12 protein-coding genes are annotated in these 17,172 nt (G+C 72.3%); all 12 read right to left on the minus strand.

What is annotated here, in order from left to right; translation table 11 throughout:
- Window positions 1-42 precede the first annotated feature (42 nt).
- A complete protein-coding gene (locus tag E1212_RS18700; protein WP_162605539.1) occupies window positions 43-1,506 on the minus strand; it encodes a WxL protein peptidoglycan domain-containing protein in 1,464 nt (487 codons plus the stop codon).
- A 365-nt stretch (window positions 1,507-1,871) separates the two neighbouring features.
- Complete coding sequence (locus tag E1212_RS18705) at window positions 1,872-2,855, minus strand: WxL domain-containing protein (protein ID WP_131985201.1); 984 nt, start codon at window positions 2,853-2,855, stop codon at window positions 1,872-1,874.
- 100 nt (window positions 2,856-2,955) lie between these two features.
- Window positions 2,956-4,080: a substrate-binding domain-containing protein gene (locus E1212_RS18710; protein WP_162605540.1), complete on the minus strand. Its 1,125-nt coding sequence runs from the start codon at window positions 4,078-4,080 to the stop codon at window positions 2,956-2,958.
- 244 nt (window positions 4,081-4,324) lie between these two features.
- Complete coding sequence (locus E1212_RS29550) at window positions 4,325-6,931, minus strand: hypothetical protein (RefSeq protein ID WP_162605541.1); 2,607 nt, start codon at window positions 6,929-6,931, stop codon at window positions 4,325-4,327.
- The gene (locus E1212_RS30825) at window positions 6,928-8,709 is read right to left on the minus strand and encodes a phosphate ABC transporter substrate-binding protein PstS (RefSeq protein ID WP_203416996.1); all 1,782 of its coding nucleotides are present in this window, start codon (window positions 8,707-8,709) and stop codon (window positions 6,928-6,930) included. The genes E1212_RS29550 and E1212_RS30825 overlap by 4 nt, the downstream gene beginning before the upstream one ends.
- On the minus strand, window positions 8,706-10,004 hold the full coding sequence (gene pstA, locus E1212_RS18720) for a phosphate ABC transporter permease PstA (protein WP_131985205.1): 1,299 nt from the start codon (window positions 10,002-10,004) through the stop codon (window positions 8,706-8,708). Before pstA ends, E1212_RS30825 begins: the two co-directional genes overlap by 4 nt.
- A gap of 4 nt (window positions 10,005-10,008) precedes the next feature.
- On the minus strand, window positions 10,009-11,022 hold the full coding sequence (pstC, locus tag E1212_RS18725) for a phosphate ABC transporter permease subunit PstC (protein WP_203416997.1): 1,014 nt from the start codon (window positions 11,020-11,022) through the stop codon (window positions 10,009-10,011).
- The gene (locus tag E1212_RS18730) at window positions 11,019-11,489 is read right to left on the minus strand and encodes a hypothetical protein (RefSeq protein ID WP_162605542.1); all 471 of its coding nucleotides are present in this window, start codon (window positions 11,487-11,489) and stop codon (window positions 11,019-11,021) included. The genes pstC and E1212_RS18730 overlap by 4 nt, the downstream gene beginning before the upstream one ends.
- A 345-nt stretch (window positions 11,490-11,834) precedes the next feature.
- A complete protein-coding gene (locus E1212_RS18735) occupies window positions 11,835-14,225 on the minus strand; it encodes a [protein-PII] uridylyltransferase (RefSeq protein ID WP_131985209.1) in 2,391 nt (796 codons plus the stop codon).
- A gap of 3 nt (window positions 14,226-14,228) precedes the next feature.
- Window positions 14,229-14,567, minus strand: coding sequence for a P-II family nitrogen regulator (locus E1212_RS18740; RefSeq protein ID WP_131985211.1), 339 nt, complete (start codon window positions 14,565-14,567; stop codon window positions 14,229-14,231).
- 4 nt (window positions 14,568-14,571) lie between these two features.
- A complete protein-coding gene (locus tag E1212_RS18745; RefSeq protein WP_131985213.1) occupies window positions 14,572-15,873 on the minus strand; it encodes an ammonium transporter in 1,302 nt (433 codons plus the stop codon).
- A 163-nt stretch (window positions 15,874-16,036) separates the two neighbouring features.
- Window positions 16,037-17,059: a LacI family DNA-binding transcriptional regulator gene (locus tag E1212_RS18750; RefSeq protein WP_131985214.1), complete on the minus strand. Its 1,023-nt coding sequence runs from the start codon at window positions 17,057-17,059 to the stop codon at window positions 16,037-16,039.
- Between the last annotated feature and the right edge of the window lie 113 nt (window positions 17,060-17,172).

Consider the following 17,172-nt stretch of genomic DNA (forward strand, 5'->3'; position numbering starts at 1 on the left):
GGGCGGGGGCCGGCGGCGCCGCCGGGACGTCCGGCGGCGCGCTCACGCCGCCGCCTCGTCGGTGCCGCGCATGGAGCGCGCCATGAGCGTGCCGAACACCAGCAGCAGCGCGCCGAGGCCGGCCCAGCCGGCGATGTCGGCACCGGTCGGCGGGTGCTCGCCGGCGCCGTCCTCGTCGCCGCCCGCGGCACCGTCGTCACCGGAGTCGTCGCCGTCGTCCCCCGAGTCGTCGCCCGAGTCGTCGCCGGTGTCGTCACCGGTCGGGGTCGTCGACGGAACCGTCACCGTCACGTCCATCTCGCCGGGACCCGGCGGCCGCTCGCTCGCCGTCGCCGTCAGCCCGCCGCCCGGTCCGAACAGGGCGAGCAGCGCCAGCAGGCCGCCCGTCACCACCGCGATCACCCGCGGCGCCTGCAGCTCGGCGGCAGCGGCGGCCCGGCCGCGCGCCTCGGCGGCCGCGATCGCCTCGGCCGCCCGGCGGCGACGCCCGCGCGAGCGCAGGCGCAGCATCCAGAGCAGCACGACGACCACCAGCAGCACGACCAGCTCCGGCCACGGGATCGCCCACGCCGACGCCACGCCGGTCACGCTCGGCGGCTCCGGGCTGCCCTCGGGAACGTTCAGCGACGACGGGTCGACGGTGAGCCGAGCGGTCACGCGGCCCAGCCGCTGCACCCCGGTCGCCTCGACGGTGACGGTGTACTTCTGCCCGGGCAGCAGCTCCGGCAGCTCGTCCGGGTGCACGGACTTCAGCCCGATTCCCAGCGGCCCCTCGACGTCGACCAGCTGCGACCCCGTGAGCCGGACGTTGCCGGTGTTCTCCAGCTCGTAGCCGACGGTCAGGTCGCCGCCGGTGAACGGGATCCAGCCGCCGTCGAAGCTCGCCGACACCGCCTGGATCCGCACGGACGGCGACAGCTCGCCGGCGACGCGCAGGTAGATGCGGGTGCCGACGCGATTCTCGACGAGGACCTGGTTGTCGTTCTCCTCGGTGACGACGTCGGTGAGCGACGCCACGATGCCGCCGGCGTGGTCGCCGGGCGTGGCGTTCGCGGGCACCGTCAGCGTGAACGGGAGGTCCACGTGGCCGCCGGCCGGCACCTCGACCTGCGCGTGGTCGACCGCCGCCCACAGGCCGGCGCCGACGGGCGTCTCGGAGCCTTCGAGCAGCGAGAAGCCGCCCTCCGGCGTGTTGATCGCGTCCTGGGAGTACACACGGAAGACCTGCGGGGTGTCGCTGAAGTTGTTGACCCGGACGACGTCGGAGACGGTGCCGCCGGGCTCCAGGTCGTAGGTGAACGCGGTCCGGCCGTCCGGGCCGTTCGCCGTCGACGGCTGGACGGACCAGCTGACCGAGCCGGCGGCGTCCTCGGCGGGCTGCTCGGCCGCGCCGGACGGGGTGGGCGTGGGGTCGGCTGCTGCCGGTGCGGCGACGAACGCCGCTGAGGCCAGAACGGCAGCGAGCGCCCCGGCGAGTCGGCCGGGGCGCAACCGGGACAGGGACATGCGAAGGGCTCTGGCCATCGCAGGTGGCTCCAATTCTGTATCGCTCGACGCGGCCGGACCCACCGCGAGCACACCGGACATCGCGGCCTCGGCACAGATGCGTGCCTCGGCCGGACACCGCGGCCTCGGCACAGATGCGTGCCTCGGCCGGACCCCGCGGCCTCGGCACAGATGCGTGCCTCGGCCGGACCCCGCGGCCTCGGCACAGATGCGTGCCTCGGCCGGACACCGCGGCCTCGGCGGAGAAGCGTGCCTCGGCCGGACACCGCGGCCTCGGCGGAGAAGCGTGCCTCGGCCGGAGGGGTGGACCCGGCGACGATCACCGGATCCACCCCGGGGCGTGCTGACGACCGGCCCGATCGAACTCAGATCGTGGTCAGGGTCAGCGTGGCGGTGTAGGTGCCGGCCGCGGTGTCGGCCGGGATCTCCAGGGAGAGACCCGCGCCCAGCTCCGACGAACCGGTGCCGCTGCCCTCGGGAGCGCCGGCGAGCTGACGCGCCTCCGACAGGCCGGTGCCCTCGCTGAAGCCGGGGGCGACCGGAGCGCCGGCGACGACGCCGGTGGCCGTCGAGGAGACGACCTCCGGAGTCCAGCCGAGGTACTTGCCCTCGAAGGACGAGGTCTCCGAGGCGGAGAACTCGCTCACCTGGGCGGTGGTGTCCCAGCCCGGCGCACCCGCGCGGGTGTCGCTGACCGTGACGGGGTCGAGATCGCCCTCGGACGACAGGCGGTCACCGTCGAGCTGCGGCGCCGGCAGGGTGACCTGCGCGTCGTCGCCGATCGTCATGGTGAGCTGGCCCTCGCCCTGCTCGACCGTGGTGGTGATCTCCTGCGTCCCCTCGACCGGGTCCGGGTCGACGTCCTCGTTCAGGCGCCAGGTGTCGCCCTCGACGATGATCTCGGTCCGGTAGTAGTCGGGCGAGGTGGTGAACTGCTCCGAGAGGCAGCTGATGCGGATCTCGAAGGTGCCCTTGCGGCCCTGCAGCCGGGTCTCGAGCGTCCGGGCGGTGCCCGCGATGCCGTTGACCTGGATAGGACCCTGGTCGTAGTTGCCGTCGTTCAGCGTCGGCCCGAGCGAGAAGCGCTCGTTCTCCAGGTCGATGGACCCGTTGCCGTCGACGTCGATGACGACGTCGAGCGACGCGCCCTGCGAGAACGCCGTCGGGCACGGGCCCGACGAACGCGCCCACTCGAGGAACGGCCCGTCGTTGATGCTGCCGCTGGTGGCCGAGAACGTCACGTCGCCGAGCACGGCCGCGTTCGCCGGGACGGCAGCGAGACCGGCACCGACGACGCCGGCGACCACGGACGTGGCCGCGAGCGCCAGCGCCCTCTTCGACATGTGCATGACATACCTTCCTTTCGAAGGTGATGGTGGGGCCGGCCCCGTGCCGGCCCCGCTCGTGGGCGCCCGTCACGCGCGCCCACGAGGGTCCGTGCGCCTCGGGTCAGCTGTTCGCCCGAAGGGTGGTGGCACCGCAGGCGAGCTTCAGCGGGTCGCCCGGGACCGAGGTGGTCCGGAATCCGAAGCCGAAGGCCTCGACGACCGGACGGGCCTGGCACACCGCCGAGTTCGGGCCCGCGAACGTGCTCACGATGGCGGCGTCAGGGCTGGCACCCTCGATGTCGTGCGTCGGGACGACGTTGTAGACGTCACGCACGATCGGGAAGACGGTGTTCAGCACCGGGTCGGCCGCCGGGCCCGTGGTCGGGGCGACGCCGTTCACCCGGCCGAGGACGGCGCTGCCGCGACGGTTCTCGACATCGATCAGCACACCGCCGTGCGTCTCACCCGCGTTGCCCTGGGCGATGTACTGGCCCACCGAGAACGGCACGATGTCCGCGGAGTTGTTGGTCAGGCTCCACTGCAGGACCCGGCCGTCGTGCTCCTGGATCGTGTTGTTCCGCTGGTCGATGCAGGGGTACGACGGGATCTCCTCCTCGAGGATGTCGACCTGCGCCAGCCAGAACTGCCGGCTGCCCGAACCGGACTGCGGCAGCAGCGGGTTGACGTCGATGCCGTTCACCCGGGTGATCACGCACTTGTAGATGCCCTCGAGCTGGCGCCGGGTCAGGTTCGTCGGGAAGCCGAGGTCGCCGACGGCCGCGCTGTGCACGGCGTAGGACATCGCGTCCACGCCGAACGGGATGTACGTGTAGTTGCCGGTCGTGCTCGGGCTGGACGGCGCGCTGGACGACCGCGCGAAGTCGATGCATCCGGTGATGTTCTTGCCCTGCCACAGGCCATCGCCCTCCGACGCGCGGAGAGCGGTCCGGCCCTGGCCGGAGCCGTTCGGGCGGACCATGCCCTGGCAGTTGGCGTTCTGTGCCGCTGCCTTGGTGGTGATGGTGGCCGTGCCGCGGGCGTCCCACGACGCGATCACGTCACCGCCGCCGACGGCGAGGCCCAGGCCGTTGAGCACGTCCTGGGTCGTGTCGGAGCCGGCACCGGCGAGCTGGCGGTAGTCGGTCGCCGGGTCCGGGTCGGCCGCCGCCGGGCCGACCGCGAGACCGAGAGCCAATACAGCGGCCCCCAGCGCGGCGCCCACGCGGGCGAGATTCTGACGCTTCACTGAAGTGCTCCCCTTTCCACAGGGATGTGCTACTGGCAGTACGCCGCAATGCCTGCACGGCGAACCCGAATCGATACTTTCCTGATCTTCAATGCGAGAGAACGGACGGAGCGCGAACGTTGGGCCGGCTATGTCTCGCCAACGTTTACGCCAGATGAATTGACCGTCTTCGCAGGTGAAGGCGGGCACACGGCAGTGTCCGAAGAATTCTCGGAATCGAATTCCCGGCTGTTTCCTGTAGTTGTCAGGCCGGCCTGCTGAAGCGCGAGCCGAGTTTCGCCAGCGCCGGCCCGGCGATGGCGGCGGCCGCCCCGAGGAGCAGCGCCACCATGAGCACGTAGGGCGCGATCCCCGCGTCGGTCCCGGGTGTGCTGGTCGCCTGCGCCACTGGAGTCGACGACTCGGTCGGTGTCGGGGTCGGGCTCGGGTTGGGCGGCGGCGGTGTCGGTCCCGGCGACGGCGAGCTCGTCGAGCCGGTGTCGTCCGGCGGCGGGGTGTGGCCCAGCACGGGCGGGCCGTTCCCGTCCGACCCGGGCGGCGGGTCGTCGCCGGCACCGGCCGGATCGGGTCCGGGGTCGCCGAGGCCCGGACCCGTCGGGGTCGGCGTGGGCGTCGAGGTCGGCGTGGGCGTCGGGCTGGGTGTCGGTTCGGCCAGCGCCGCCAGGAACAGCGCGATCACGGCGGTCGTGGCCCGCAGCTCGTCCGGCATCGTCACGTAGCCGGGCGGCAGCTGGCCGCGCGCCGAACCGGGCTCCTGGCCGTCGGTGGCCGCGTAGGCGAGGAAGCCGGCGTAGTTCAGCAGGGCCGCCGGCGCCTGGTCGACCCGCACGGCCGCGTAGGTCACCATCGTCAGCGGGTACGCGCCCGGCACCTCCTCGGCCGGGTCGATCTCGAAGACGCCGTCCTCGTTGCCGTCCTCCATCGCGTTCGCCGCCGCGAGCATGCTCTCCTCGGTCGGCTGGACGAACTCGCCGGCGGCATTGCGCAGGCTCGCGGTGTACACGCCGTAGCGCGCCGCCGAGGCGGTGTCGGTCACGCCGACGGTCCAGCGCTTCCCCACCGGTCGCGGGCTCGCGACGACGTAGCCGGGCGGGTCGCGGTACTGGTCCCAGACCGCCTTCTCCCCCACGTCGGCGCGGAGCACCCGCTGGGCGATCTCGGCGTAGGAACCCACGTACGGCCGCAGGTCGAGGGTGCAGTACTGCTGGTCCTCGGGCGCGTTCGGCGGACGGGCGCACTCCGGGTCGGCCTTCGGGAAGTTGAGCGGAGCCGTCTCGTCGAGACCGAGGTTCTCGTAGTTCGGGTTGACGATCATCCCGTTCTCGTCCGGCGTGCCCGCGAGCCATTCGCGCGCCGCGGGATCGGCCTGGATCCATCGCCACAGCTCCCGGTTCACCGCCGCGTTGGGCAGTGTGACCATCAGGCCCAGCGGGCCACTGGCGGTCGGCGGGAAGTCCTTGAACGCCGGGTTCAGCTCGAGGAACTCCGGGTCGTAGGTGATGTAGATCGGGTTCTGGACGCCTTCACCGCTGCTGAGGTGCTCCAGTCCGCCCGCACCGCCGCCGGGGACGTCGACCTGGTAGGACTGGGTCAACAGCTTCGCGACCAGCCGCGGCGTCAGCTTGAGGTCGTCGACCTGCGTGCCGAACAGCGCCTCGACCTCGGGTGGCGCGAACGTCTTGGGCCGGAAGTCGATGAGATACGAGATGGTCAGTCCGGACAGCGCGACGGGCGCGTGGACGACCCCCTGACCCTCCCGCTCGGGACGGATCGGGTCGATGGTGAAGGCCAGCCCGGGAGCACCCTCGTAGGTGCTGAGCAGCTGGTTGGCCGCCTCGACGTCTCCGGTGGCCGAGAACCCGAACGTGGGGCCGCCGTCGGCACAGAGCACGGGCTGCCACGACGTCATGGCCTCGGCGATCAGCTCGGTGCCCACCGTCGACTGCTCCTGCGCCCCCAGCTCGCAGAAGCCGCTCACCGGCTGGAAGTCCAGCTCGACCACGATGCGGTTCGCCCAGTTGGTGAGCGAGATCGGCGGGTCGCCGCCGCCGACGTCGGGCTGGCGCGGGTCGCCCGTCGGGGTGAACGCGCCTCGCGGGACGATGACCAGCCAGCAGGGCTGCGGTTCGGGGCTCTCCTCCGTCACCCGCCCGCACCCGAGGTGCGGTGCCTCCTTGGCGGTCTGCACCCAGAAGATCGTCCGGCCCCCGCCGTCGCCGCCCGTGGCCACCCAGGGCTGTTCGTTGGTGCTGCCGACGTTGAACACGTCCCGGATGAGGCCGTCGTACTCCTCGGGGACCGGGTGGGGACGACGGTCCGAGGCATCCGTCCCGGTGTCGACGTAGGTCCGGCCGTTGGCCGCGCGGAACGGCAGGGAGGTGATGGCCGGGTAGCCGGGCACGCCCGGGAGGGGCTCGAAGGTCTCGGCCGGATCCCAGAGTTTGGCCGGCTCCCGGGTCGCGTTGCCGGACCTCGACGGCCACGGCGCCTCCAGGCCCGCGCCGAACTGACAGGTCTCGCGGAAGTCGGGAGCGTCGGGATCCGGCCCCCAGCACTGCATGAACGACAGGTAGTTCGGCCCGAACGCGCCGTACGGCGTCGGATTGCCGCCGGTCCAGGTGATCTCTATCCCCTGGCTGACCAGGCCCTTCGTCTGGGAGACCGTGATCGCCAGGTCGGAGAAGTCCTCGTACTGGCCCGGGCGGCCGTTGACGGTCACGGCCGAGTCGGTCGCGGCGCGGGCGTCGGCGGCGGCCGCCTCCTGGCGGGGCGGGCCGAGGACCACCAGGCTCACCGCCAGGCCGAACAGGCCCAGCCCGGCGACCAGGCGGGTCCACAGGATGCGCGTCACGAAGGGCTCCCGGACTGGTGACGGAGCAGGCGCAGCACCAGCGGCGGCGCGACGATGACGATGAGCAGTGAGAGGCCGGCGATCAGCATGAGGGTCTGGTTCAGGCCCCAGCCGGTCGAGGCGGCCATGACGGTGGGGACGTTGGCGGCGTTCGGGTCGCCGTCTCCCCCGCCCTCGCCTCCGCCGTCCCCGCCGGCGATGATCTCGCCGGTGTCAGGGTCGATGATCGGGGCCCCGCCGTCGGCGCCGGTGTCCGTGCCGTCGGCGCCGCCCGCATCGCCGCCCGCATCGCCGGCCGCGTCGCCGCCGCTCGCGTCGCCCGTCGCCCCGGCGGCGTCACCGCCGGCTCCTGACGCGTCACCCCCTGAGGCGTCGCCACCTCCGTCAGCACCCCCTGAGGCGTCACCGCCACCGCCGCCACCGGCGCCGCCGCCCCCATCGCCACCGCCACCGCCGTTCTCGTCCCCGCCGGGGCCGGGCTGCGGTGCGCCACCGGTGCCGGCGGCGCACTGGGTCGGGCCCTGCTGATCGCATGCGGGCGGGTACGGCGCCTCCTCCGCGAGCAGGTTGGAGCCGTCGGGAGAGAAGGTCGGGTTGTTGCAGTCGGCGATGTTGAGCTGCTCGGTCTCGGCGCCGGGGATGTTGCGGACCTGGGCGAACCCGGCCTCGACCAGGTTGATCGGCAGCGGTGAGTAGCCGAGTGCGGGCGCGGCGCGCTGGCCCTCGCAGAGGAAGTAGTAGGCGAAGGCGCCGAGGCTGTATCCCTTGTCCTCGTTGAAGCCGTACTCCAGCTCGTCGGGGATGATCATGTAGGAGTACGACGACATCGGATAGGCGCGCCGGTCCTCGTTGCGGTACACGCCGGTGAGGTTCTGCGTCAGGTAGTCCGTCGAGCTCTCGTCCTCGTTGATCCGGGCTCCCAGCAGGCCGACGGCGACGGCCTCCGGCTTCGGCTCGACGTAGTAGCCGGACCGGTTGAGCACCTTCACCACGGGATAGTCGGCGTTCAGCGCGTACGAGTACTCGACGTAGGTGATGGCGCCCTCGTTGTGCGCCTGGGCGACGTAGCCGGCCACGTTGTTGGACCCCGACTGCGCGACCATGCCGTTGACCGTGGGGTAGTACGACGTCTGCCCGCACGGGGTCTCGCGGCCCACCCGCTCGCAGTAGGCGTCCCAGAGCGCCGGGTGTTCCGACGACATCCACATGGAGAACTGCGCCGACGTGCCGGAGCCGTCGGACCGGACGACGGGCACGATCCGGCGGGCCGGTAGCGCGAGCGCCGGGTTGTCCTGGCGGATCGCCGGGTCGTTCCACGTGGTGATGACGCCGGTGAAGATCTTCGTGATGACCTCGCCGGACAACCGCAGGTTCGTCACCCGCTGGCCGCCGATCGTCAGGTTGTACATCAGCGCCGTGCCGCCGGCGACGATCGGCATGTAGCGGAAGCCGCGCGCCGGCGGCGGGTCCGAGCCTTGGGTGCCGGCGTCGCGCAGGCCGTACGGGATCTCGGAGACCGCGAAGTCCACCGAGCCCTGGCCGAACTGCTGCCGGCCGGCCGACGACCCGACACCGTTGTAGGTGATCGTCATGCCGTACTGGTTGACGTTGCGCGCCCACTGGGCGATCGCGTTCTGGCTCCACGTCGAGCCCGATCCGCTCACGTTCACGTACGTGCCCTGGGCGACCGCCGGATCGGCCCCCGACACGACCGCACCGCCGATCAGCGCCGCGGCGGCGAGGACCCCCGCGGCCCGCGCCAGCATCCCGAACCTCATCGCGATCCTCCCGGCTCGCCCGGACCGGACCCGAGCACGCCGTCGATGAATCCGTTCTCGCCCGGTCCGGTCGGGAGAGCGGGCCGGCGGTCGCGGCCGGCGTACCGCGCGGCGTCACGGCGCGAGGCGGCGACGCGCCGCCGCAGCTGCCGTCGGCTGAGCTGGCCGGGGCCGCGCCCGCCGACGATGCGCGCGGCGATGAACAGGGTGAGCACGATGACCATCAGGACCGCGGCGGCGCCGAATCCGCGCGAGATGTAGTTCGGCTCGGGCGAGCGCACCAGGTCGAAGGTGAGCAGCGGCAGCGAGACCATCGGCCCCTCGAGCGGGTTCTGGTTGAGATGCGTCGTCATGCCGGCGGTGAGCAGCACCGGCGACGTCTCGCCGATGCCGCGGGCGGTGCCCAGGATGACCGACGTGGTCAGCCCGGACCGCGCCGTCGGCAGCGTCACGTGCCAGACGGTGCGCCAGTGGCCGGATCCCAGCCCGTAGGACGCCTCCTTCAGCGTTCCCGGTACGAGCCGCAGCACGACGTCGGCGGCGCGGATGACGATCGGCAGCATCATCACCGACAGCGCCAGCGCGGCGGCGAAGCCGGAGAACCCGAAGCCGAGCGCCACCACGACCGTCGCGTAGATGAACAGGCCGGCCACGATCGACGGCAGCGCCGTCATCGCCTCGACGATGGTGCAGACGAAGCGGCTGTACCGGCCCGGGAACTCGCTGAGGAACACCGCGCACACCAGCCCGATCGGCACGGTGATGACGATCGCTATGGTGATCATGATCAGCGTGCCCGCCATGCCGTGGAGCACTCCGCCGACCTCGAGCCCTTCGAGCGGCCCGGCGTTGCGCAGGTCCTCGGTATAGAAGTTCCCGTGGGCCATCGACTCCCGGCCGCGCCAGAACGTGAACGCGACGACCGAGACGAGCGCCGTCAGCACGACGATCGCCGCGCTGTGCATGACGACGGTCGAGAGCCGGTCGCGCACGGCCGGGCCGCTCTCGTCGTAGGACACCAGCAGCGCGTAGAACGCGAGGAACAGCACGTACCCGACGACGACGTAGCCGACCAGGCCGTCGAACGGTGTCAGCAGCGAGAAGAACAACGTCGCGACGGCCACGGAGGCGAGGGCGGAGCCGATCAGCGCGAGGACGTCGCTGCGGCGCAGCGACGAGGTGCGCCGCAGCGTCTCGCTCTGTGCCGCAGGCAGCTGCGGCGGCAGCTCCGTGCCGGCCGGGCCCGCATCGACGGCTCCGGGGGCGGTGGGCTCATGAACGGTGGTGACGGTCATCGGTTCACGCCTCGCTCGCCGCTCCGGACCGGGTGCGCGCCACGATCGACGAGGCCGCGAAGTTGACGACCAGCGTCATGAGGAACAGCGTCAGGCCGGCCGCCATGAGGGCCGACATGCCGAACTCGGTGGCCTCGCCGAACCGCAGCGCGATGAGGGCGGAGATCGAGTTCGAACCGGTCTGCAGGATGTTGGGCTGGATCTCGAAGACGGGCGAGATGATCAGATAAACGGCGATCGTCTCACCGAGCGCCCGGCCGAGGCCGAGCATCGACCCGCCGATCATGCCGCCGGTCCCGAACGGCAGCACGACGGAGCGGACCATGCCCCACCGGGTGGCGCCCAAAGCATAGGCGCCCTCCCGCTCGCCCGGCGGGGCCTGCGAGAACACCTCGCGCATGATCGAGCAGATGATCGGCGTGATCATCAGGGCGACGACGATGCCGGCGATGAACGTCGACGCCGTGAACACCGACATCGACAGCAGCGGGTCGTGTGGGTCGAACGCCTCGACCCGGAGGAACGGGATCCAGTCCAGCCAGGTCGCGATCCATCGCGACAGGCCGATGACGTGCGGCTGCAGCAGGTACACGCCCCAGATGCCGTAGACGATGCTGGGCACCGCCGCCATCAGGTCGACCATGCTGATCAGCGTCTGCTTGAACTGGCGCGGCGCGTACTCGGAGATGTACAGCGCCGTCCCGATCGCGAGCGGCACCGCGATGGTGATCGCGACCAGCGCGATGAGCACCGTCAGCACCAGCACCGCGGCGACGCCGAAGTTGCCGGAGTCGGGCTCCCACGTGGTCGTGGTGACGAACGCGCGCACGCCCTCGGCCGACAGCGCCTGCCAGCCGCGGTAGAGCAGGAACAGGCCGACGAGCGACATCACGGCCAGCACGAGGAAGCCGGCCAGCCGCGAGACGCCGCCGAAGATCTGGTCCGAACGGCCGGTGACGGTGGTCAGCCGGCGCGGAGCGTCGGTCTCGCCCGGGTCGTGCTGTGCAGTGATGGTCACAGCGAGCCCACGCTGCTCTGCCGGTCGTGCCGCCCCCGCCCCTCGACCTGCCGGACGCCGTCGACCAGCTGCGCGCCGGGGACCGCCCCGAGGAAGGTGCGCAGGCTGTACCGGCACTCCCGCTCGCGGTGGTACATCCGCCCGGACCGCGCGACCGGCCGGTCCCCCAGCATGACCCGCCAGGTCCACATCCCCGTCGCGGTGTCGGTGGCCATCGACGTCTCGAGCTGCTCGACGCCCTGCTGCAGGATGCCGACGTCGGAGCGCCCGGCGGCATAGCTGTCCCAGACCCGGAAGCTGCGGCCGAGCTCGCGGTTGTTCGGCGAGGCCAGCAGCCAGGCGAAGCACACCGCCGCGGCGCTCGCCCGCCGCGCCGGGTCCGGCTCGGCGTTGCGGCCCCAGCTGGGACTGCGCGACCGGTCCGGGTCGTGCAGGGCAAGGAAGATGAAACGAGCTGAGCGCACCACGCCACCCCCTCGACGTGGCGCGGGCGCCACCGCCGGTGATCCGTCAGAGCTCTGGCGCGAGGTGCGCCGTCGGGGGTGACTCTGCTGGGTATGCGTTGCATCTCGACCAGGCCTACATGTACGCCGGACATGCGACAGGTGAAGAGGATCTACCCGTTTCGACCACCTTTCCGACGACAATTCGTCATCAGGCCGGAAAGGTCACGAGCCAAGATCAAGATGGCTGCTGACCTGCGACGGTTCGCTACATCGTGACGATGTAGCGGTTCGCTCCGCCGCGTAGGAGAGCGGTCTCATCTGAGCTCTCATCGTACGCCGCACGGCCCCGGAAAGGGACGTCATTCGTCACGGCGACGGCGTCACGTCGTCTCCGTCGTCACCACCGACCGCGGCCGTGGCGGCGGCGACCGCCGCATCCTCGGCCGCCGCGGACAGCGGCGCGCCGGCGTCGTCGACCAGGTAGAAGACGTCGATCGCCTCCGAGCCCAGCGTCTCGACGACGGCGGCGCGGATGGCCACCCCGGCCGCGCTGACCGCCGTCGCCACGCGGTGCAACAGGCCGGGCTCGTCGTGCGCCCGCACCTCGAGCACCGTCGCATCGGCCGACACCGAGCGCAGCAGCTCGACCCGCGGCCGCGCGTGCACGATCACCCGGCCGCGCCACTCCGCCGCCCGCGCCGCCAGCCGTTCCCGCAGATCCAGACTGCCTCCGAGGGCCCGGCCGACGTCCTCGCGCAGGCGGACCTCGTCCGGCCCGCCGCCGCGGCGGGGCACGACCCGCCAGACCAGCACGGCAGTGTCGCCGACGGTGTAGGCGCCGGCCGTGCGCACGTCCAGCCGGTGCAGCGCCAGCACTCCGGCGACGGTCCCGAGCAGTCCCCGTCGAGCGGGTGCGACAACGGTGACGACGGCGAGACCGTGACCGCCGCCGTCGCCGTCGCCGTCGGCCGGTGAAGGCGCCGGCGCCACCCGAACCGCCAACTCCCCCGCGGCCGCGAGCGCCGCCTGCTCCGGGGTCAGCCGGGCCAGGGCCGGCGGCGCCGAGCCGGCCAGGACCCGCCGGGTCCGCTCGACGAGGTCGCCGACCAGCCGGGCCCGCAGCGGCGACCAGGCGACCGGCCCTGCGGCGGTCGCGTCGGCCTCGGTCAGGCACGCCAGCAGGTCGAGGAACTCGCGGGTGCCGACGGCGTCGACGACGGTGGCGAGCGTGGCGGGGTCGTCGGGGTCGCGCCGGGTCGCCGTCTCGGGCAGCAGCAGGTGATGGCGGACCAGCCGGCCGAGCGTCGCGCAGTCGGCGTCGGTCAGGCCGAGCCGCGCCCCGAGCTTGACGGCGATCTGCTCGCCCGCCTCTGAGTGGTCGCCCTTGACGCCCTTGCCGAGGTCGTGCACCAGGGCGGCGAGCAGCAGCAGGTCCGGCCGGGCGACCCGGCGGGTCAGCCGCGACGCCACCAGAGCGGTCTCGACCAGGTGGCGGTCGACGGTGTGCCGGTGCACCGGGGTGCGGGTCGCCTTGTAACGGATCCGCTCCCACTCGGGGAACCAGCGCACGACCAGGCCGGCCGCCTCCAGCGAGTCCCAGACCGGCACGATACCCGGGCCGGCGCCGAGCAGGCTGACCAGTGCGTCGCGGGCCGAGGCCGGCCACGGCTCCGGCAGCGGCGGGCACTCGGCGGCCAGCCGGGCCAGTGTCTGCGGGCTCAGCACGATGCCGGCCTGGGCGGCCGCGGCAGCGGACCGCAGCGGCAGGACGGCGTCGCGGTCCGGCTTGACGTCGCGCGACAGCACCGCCTCGCCGTCGTACTCGTCGATGCCGTCGGCGAGCGGCCGGCGCACCAGCTGCTGACGCCGTCCGCGCCGCTGCCGCCCGGCGAGGGTGCGCTCGACATCGCGCCAGGTGACGTCGGAGGCGTAGGCGATGGTGCGGCCGGCCTCGGCGACCCGGCGCAGCATCGCGTCGGCGCCGGGCAGCCCGAGCCGCACCGCGACGTCGTCCTGGTCCTCGAAGAGCAGCCGGTCCTGCCGCCGTCCCGTCGCCCGGTGCAGCGCGTCGCGGACCGTGAGCAGCCACTGCCGGGCGACGTCGACGGTGCCGGTGCGCGGTCGGTCGGCGATCCATGACGCCGTCACCGCTCGCAGCGCCAGCGTGTCGCGCAGCCCGCCGTACGCCTGCACGAGGTCCGGCTCGAGCAGGTGGGCCAGCTCGCCGACGCTCGCGGCGCGATCGCGGCACATGGCCTCGAGCTCCGGCAGCCGGGTGCCGGCCTGCTTGCGCCAGCCGTCGCGGGCGTCGGAGCGCAGCTTCTCCGTCAGCGCGTCGTCACCGGCCACGTGCCGGGCGTCGATGAGGCCGAGCGCCACCTTGAGGTCGTGGCCGGCCATGTCGAGCGCCTGGTCGAGCGTGCGCACCGAATGGTCCAGCGCCAGGCCCGCGTCCCAGATCGGGTAGAACAGCGCGTCGGCGACGGCGCCCGGGTCGCCGCGGCGGTTCACCAGCAGCAGCACGTCGAGGTCGCTGCCGGGCAGCAGCTCCTGCCGCCCGTACCCGCCGACGGCGACCAGCGCGAAGCCGCGGCGGACCTTGGCCGGCACGTCGGCGAACAGCCGCGCCAGCCACCCGTCGGCGAGCTCGGACAGCGTCAGCGCGCGCTGGGCGGCACCGAGCGTGTCGTCGTCGACGATCGCCTTCCGCAGGGCGAGGAACCGCTCGGCGGAAGGCGACCGCGTCGTGACGGACATGCGTCAGAGGGCGTCCGGTCCGGTCTCCCCCGTGCGTACCCGGATGACCGCCTCGGCCGGCGTGACCCAGATCTTGCCGTCGCCGATCTTGCCGGTCCGGGCCGCCTCGGCGATGACCCCGAGCACCTGGTCCACGTCGAGGTCGTCGATCAGCACCTCGAGGCGCACCTTCGGGACGAGGTCGACGGTGTACTCGGCACCCCGGTAGACCTCGGTGTGGCCCTTCTGCCGGCCGTAGCCGCTGGCCTCGGTGACGGTCATGCCGTTGACGCCGAACGCCTCCAGCGCCTTGCGCACCTCGTCGAGCTTGAACGGCTTGATGACGGCGGTGACGAGCTTCATCGGGTCACGCTCCCTGCGTGGTCTCGGCGCGAACGGGTGCGGGGGCGGGGGCCGCCACACCGCGGTTCGGGCCGGCGGAGGTGGAGGTCAGCTCGTAGGCGGTCTCGAGGTGGCTGCCGAGGTCGATGCCGTCGACCTCCTCCTCCTCGCTGACCCGGAACCCGACCGTCTTGTCGATGATCTTGCCGAGCGCGAACGCGACGACGAACGAGAAGACGATGACGGCGGCGGCCGCCACGGCCTGGCGCCAGAGCAGGTCCACGCCGCCACCGTAGAACAGGCCCTCGGCTTCCCCGGTGAAGTCGGCCGAGGCGACCAGGCCGATCATCAGCGTCCCGATGACGCCGCCCACCAGGTGCACCGCCACCACGTCGAGCGAGTCGTCGTAGCCGAACCGGTACTTCAGTCCGACGCACAGCGCGCAGACGGCACCCGCGACGACGCCGATGACGATCGCGCCGATGGGGCTGACGAACGCACACGCCGGCGTGATGGCGACGAGGCCCGCGATCGCGCCGGACGCCGCGCCCAGCGTCGTCGAGTGCTTCTGCTTCACGACGTCGACCAGCAGCCAGCCGAGCACCGCGGCCGCCGTCGCGACCAGCGTGTTGACGAACGCCGCCGACGCCAGCCCGTTCGCGCCGAGCGCCGACCCGGCGTTGAACCCGAACCAGCCGAACCACAGCAGCCCCGCGCCCAGCAGCACGAACGGCAGATTGTGCGGCCGCATCGGCTGCTTCGGCCACCCGACTCGCTTACCGAGCACCAGGGCGAGCGCCAGGCCCGCGGCGCCGGCGTTGATGTGCACGACGGTGCCGCCGGCGAAGTCCAGCGCACCCAGCTCGAAGATCCAGCCGCCGCCCCACACCCAGTTCGCCACCGGGAGGTAGACCAGCGTCAGCCACAACGGGACGAACAGCGCCCACCCGCGGAAGGTCGCCCGCTCGGCGACCGCGCCGCTGATCAGCGCCACGGTGATGATCGCGAACACCGCCTGGAACCCCACGAACGCGAACTCCGGGATGGGCACGGACCACATGCTGTCGACGCCCACGCCGTCGAGGCCGAACTTCCCCAGGCCGCCGATCAGGCCGCCGTTGGTGCCGTCGAACGCGAGCGTGTAGCCCCAGAGCACCCAGATCACCGGCACGATCGCCAGGGCGAGGAAGCTCATCATGAGCATGTTGAGGACGGCCTTGGCGCGGACCATGCCGCCGTAGAAGAACGCCAGGCCGGGGGTCATGAGCAGGACGAGAGCCGCGCTCGTGAGCACCCACGCGGTATCCCCCGCGCTGAGTTCGGGCATCGATGGCTCCTAGCCGAGTCGGAACGCCGGTCCCGTCTCCTGGGCCGGCACGTCCCTGTGATCGTGGCCACCCGTCGTTACTCGAACGTGCGGCGACCATTACGACCACGTGACAGAGGTGCCCTGCGCGTTACGACTGCGTGAACGGCCATGGGCCACCCGCTCATGGGAGCGGAGCGGTGGAGCTGCGCTCGACGAGGGTGGTGGCCAGCTCGAAGTGGTGGGTGTCGGGGCGCTGGCCCTGCGCGAGCAGGAGCAGGGTCCGCAGCGCCACCCGGCCCATCTCGCGCATCGGCTGGCGCACCGTCGTGAGCTGGGGCGACGTCCAGGCGGCGGCGTAGGTGTCGTCGAAGCCGACGATGCTCAGGTCTTCGGGCAGGCGCAGCCCGCGCCGCCGGGCCTCTTCCATGACGCCCAGGGCGGAGGCGTCGCAGCCGGCCACGATGGCCGTCGGCGGCTGGGGGAGGTCGAGCAGGCGGCCGGCCATCGCGCGGCCGTCCTCGTGGCTGAAGCCCACCTGCAGGATCAGCGCGTCGTCGACCGCCAGGCCACGGCTGCTCAGAGCGGCGAGGTGCCCGTGCAGCCGCTGCTGTGCCGGCCGCGACGCGGGCAGGCCGCCGGCGAACCCGATGCGCCGGTGCCCCAGCCCCAGCAGGTGCTCCGTCGCCTGCAGCCCGCCGGACCAGTTGGTGGCGCTCACGCTGACCAGCTGGTCGGTGGTGCTCGGGTCGATCGACACGGGGTCGATGGCGACCAGGCCGAGCCCGGCGTCGGCGCAGGCGCGGACCTGCTCGGACCGGACCTCTGTCGTCACGACGATGAGGCCCACGTGGCCCTTGGCGGCCAGCCCGCGGAACCACGCCGGCGTCAACGCGTCGGGCGACCCCGCGAGGTGCGTCACCACGACGTCCACACCCTGCTCGATGCCTGCCGACACGACACCGGACAGGACCTGCGCGGAATACAGGTTCACGAACGCGTCGAAGAGGACGGTGACGGTCGGCGTGGTGTCGTGCACGCGACGCCCGGTGCTGGGAACGTAGCCGAGCGACGCGATGGTGTCCTGCACCCGCGCCCGGGTGGCGGACGACACGTCGCCGCGGCCGTTCAGCACCTTCGACACCGTGGCCTTCGACACGCCGGCGACCCGTGCGACGGTGTCGAGTGTCGGCCGCTCTCCTCGCATGAGTCCGAAACTATTTCGGCGTCACCACCGTTGTCAACCCGTAACGAACCGCCGATTGACGGGCTCACCATGCCTCGTTACTGTCACCGACATCCGAAACACCGTCGTAAATG

The sequence above is a fragment of the Jiangella ureilytica genome (assembly GCF_004348545.1).
Lineage (GTDB): Bacteria > Actinomycetota > Actinomycetes > Jiangellales > Jiangellaceae > Jiangella > Jiangella ureilytica.

Bases quoted from the DNA above. Each gene is read 5' to 3' on its own strand.
- E1212_RS18700 (WP_162605539.1), bottom strand. From the start codon at position 1,506: ATGTCCCTGTCCCGGTTGCGCCCCGGCCGACTCGCCGGGGCGCTCGCT.
- E1212_RS18750 (WP_131985214.1), bottom strand. From the start codon at position 17,059: ATGCGAGGAGAGCGGCCGACACTCGACACCGTCGCACGGGTCGCCGGC.
- E1212_RS18745 (WP_131985213.1), bottom strand. From the start codon at position 15,873: ATGCCCGAACTCAGCGCGGGGGATACCGCGTGGGTGCTCACGAGCGCG.
- E1212_RS30825 (WP_203416996.1), bottom strand. From the start codon at position 8,709: ATGAGGTTCGGGATGCTGGCGCGGGCCGCGGGGGTCCTCGCCGCCGCG.
- pstA (WP_131985205.1), bottom strand. From the start codon at position 10,004: ATGACCGTCACCACCGTTCATGAGCCCACCGCCCCCGGAGCCGTCGAT.
- E1212_RS18740 (WP_131985211.1), bottom strand. From the start codon at position 14,567: ATGAAGCTCGTCACCGCCGTCATCAAGCCGTTCAAGCTCGACGAGGTG.
- E1212_RS18735 (WP_131985209.1), bottom strand. From the start codon at position 14,225: ATGTCCGTCACGACGCGGTCGCCTTCCGCCGAGCGGTTCCTCGCCCTG.
- E1212_RS18705 (WP_131985201.1), bottom strand. From the start codon at position 2,855: ATGCACATGTCGAAGAGGGCGCTGGCGCTCGCGGCCACGTCCGTGGTC.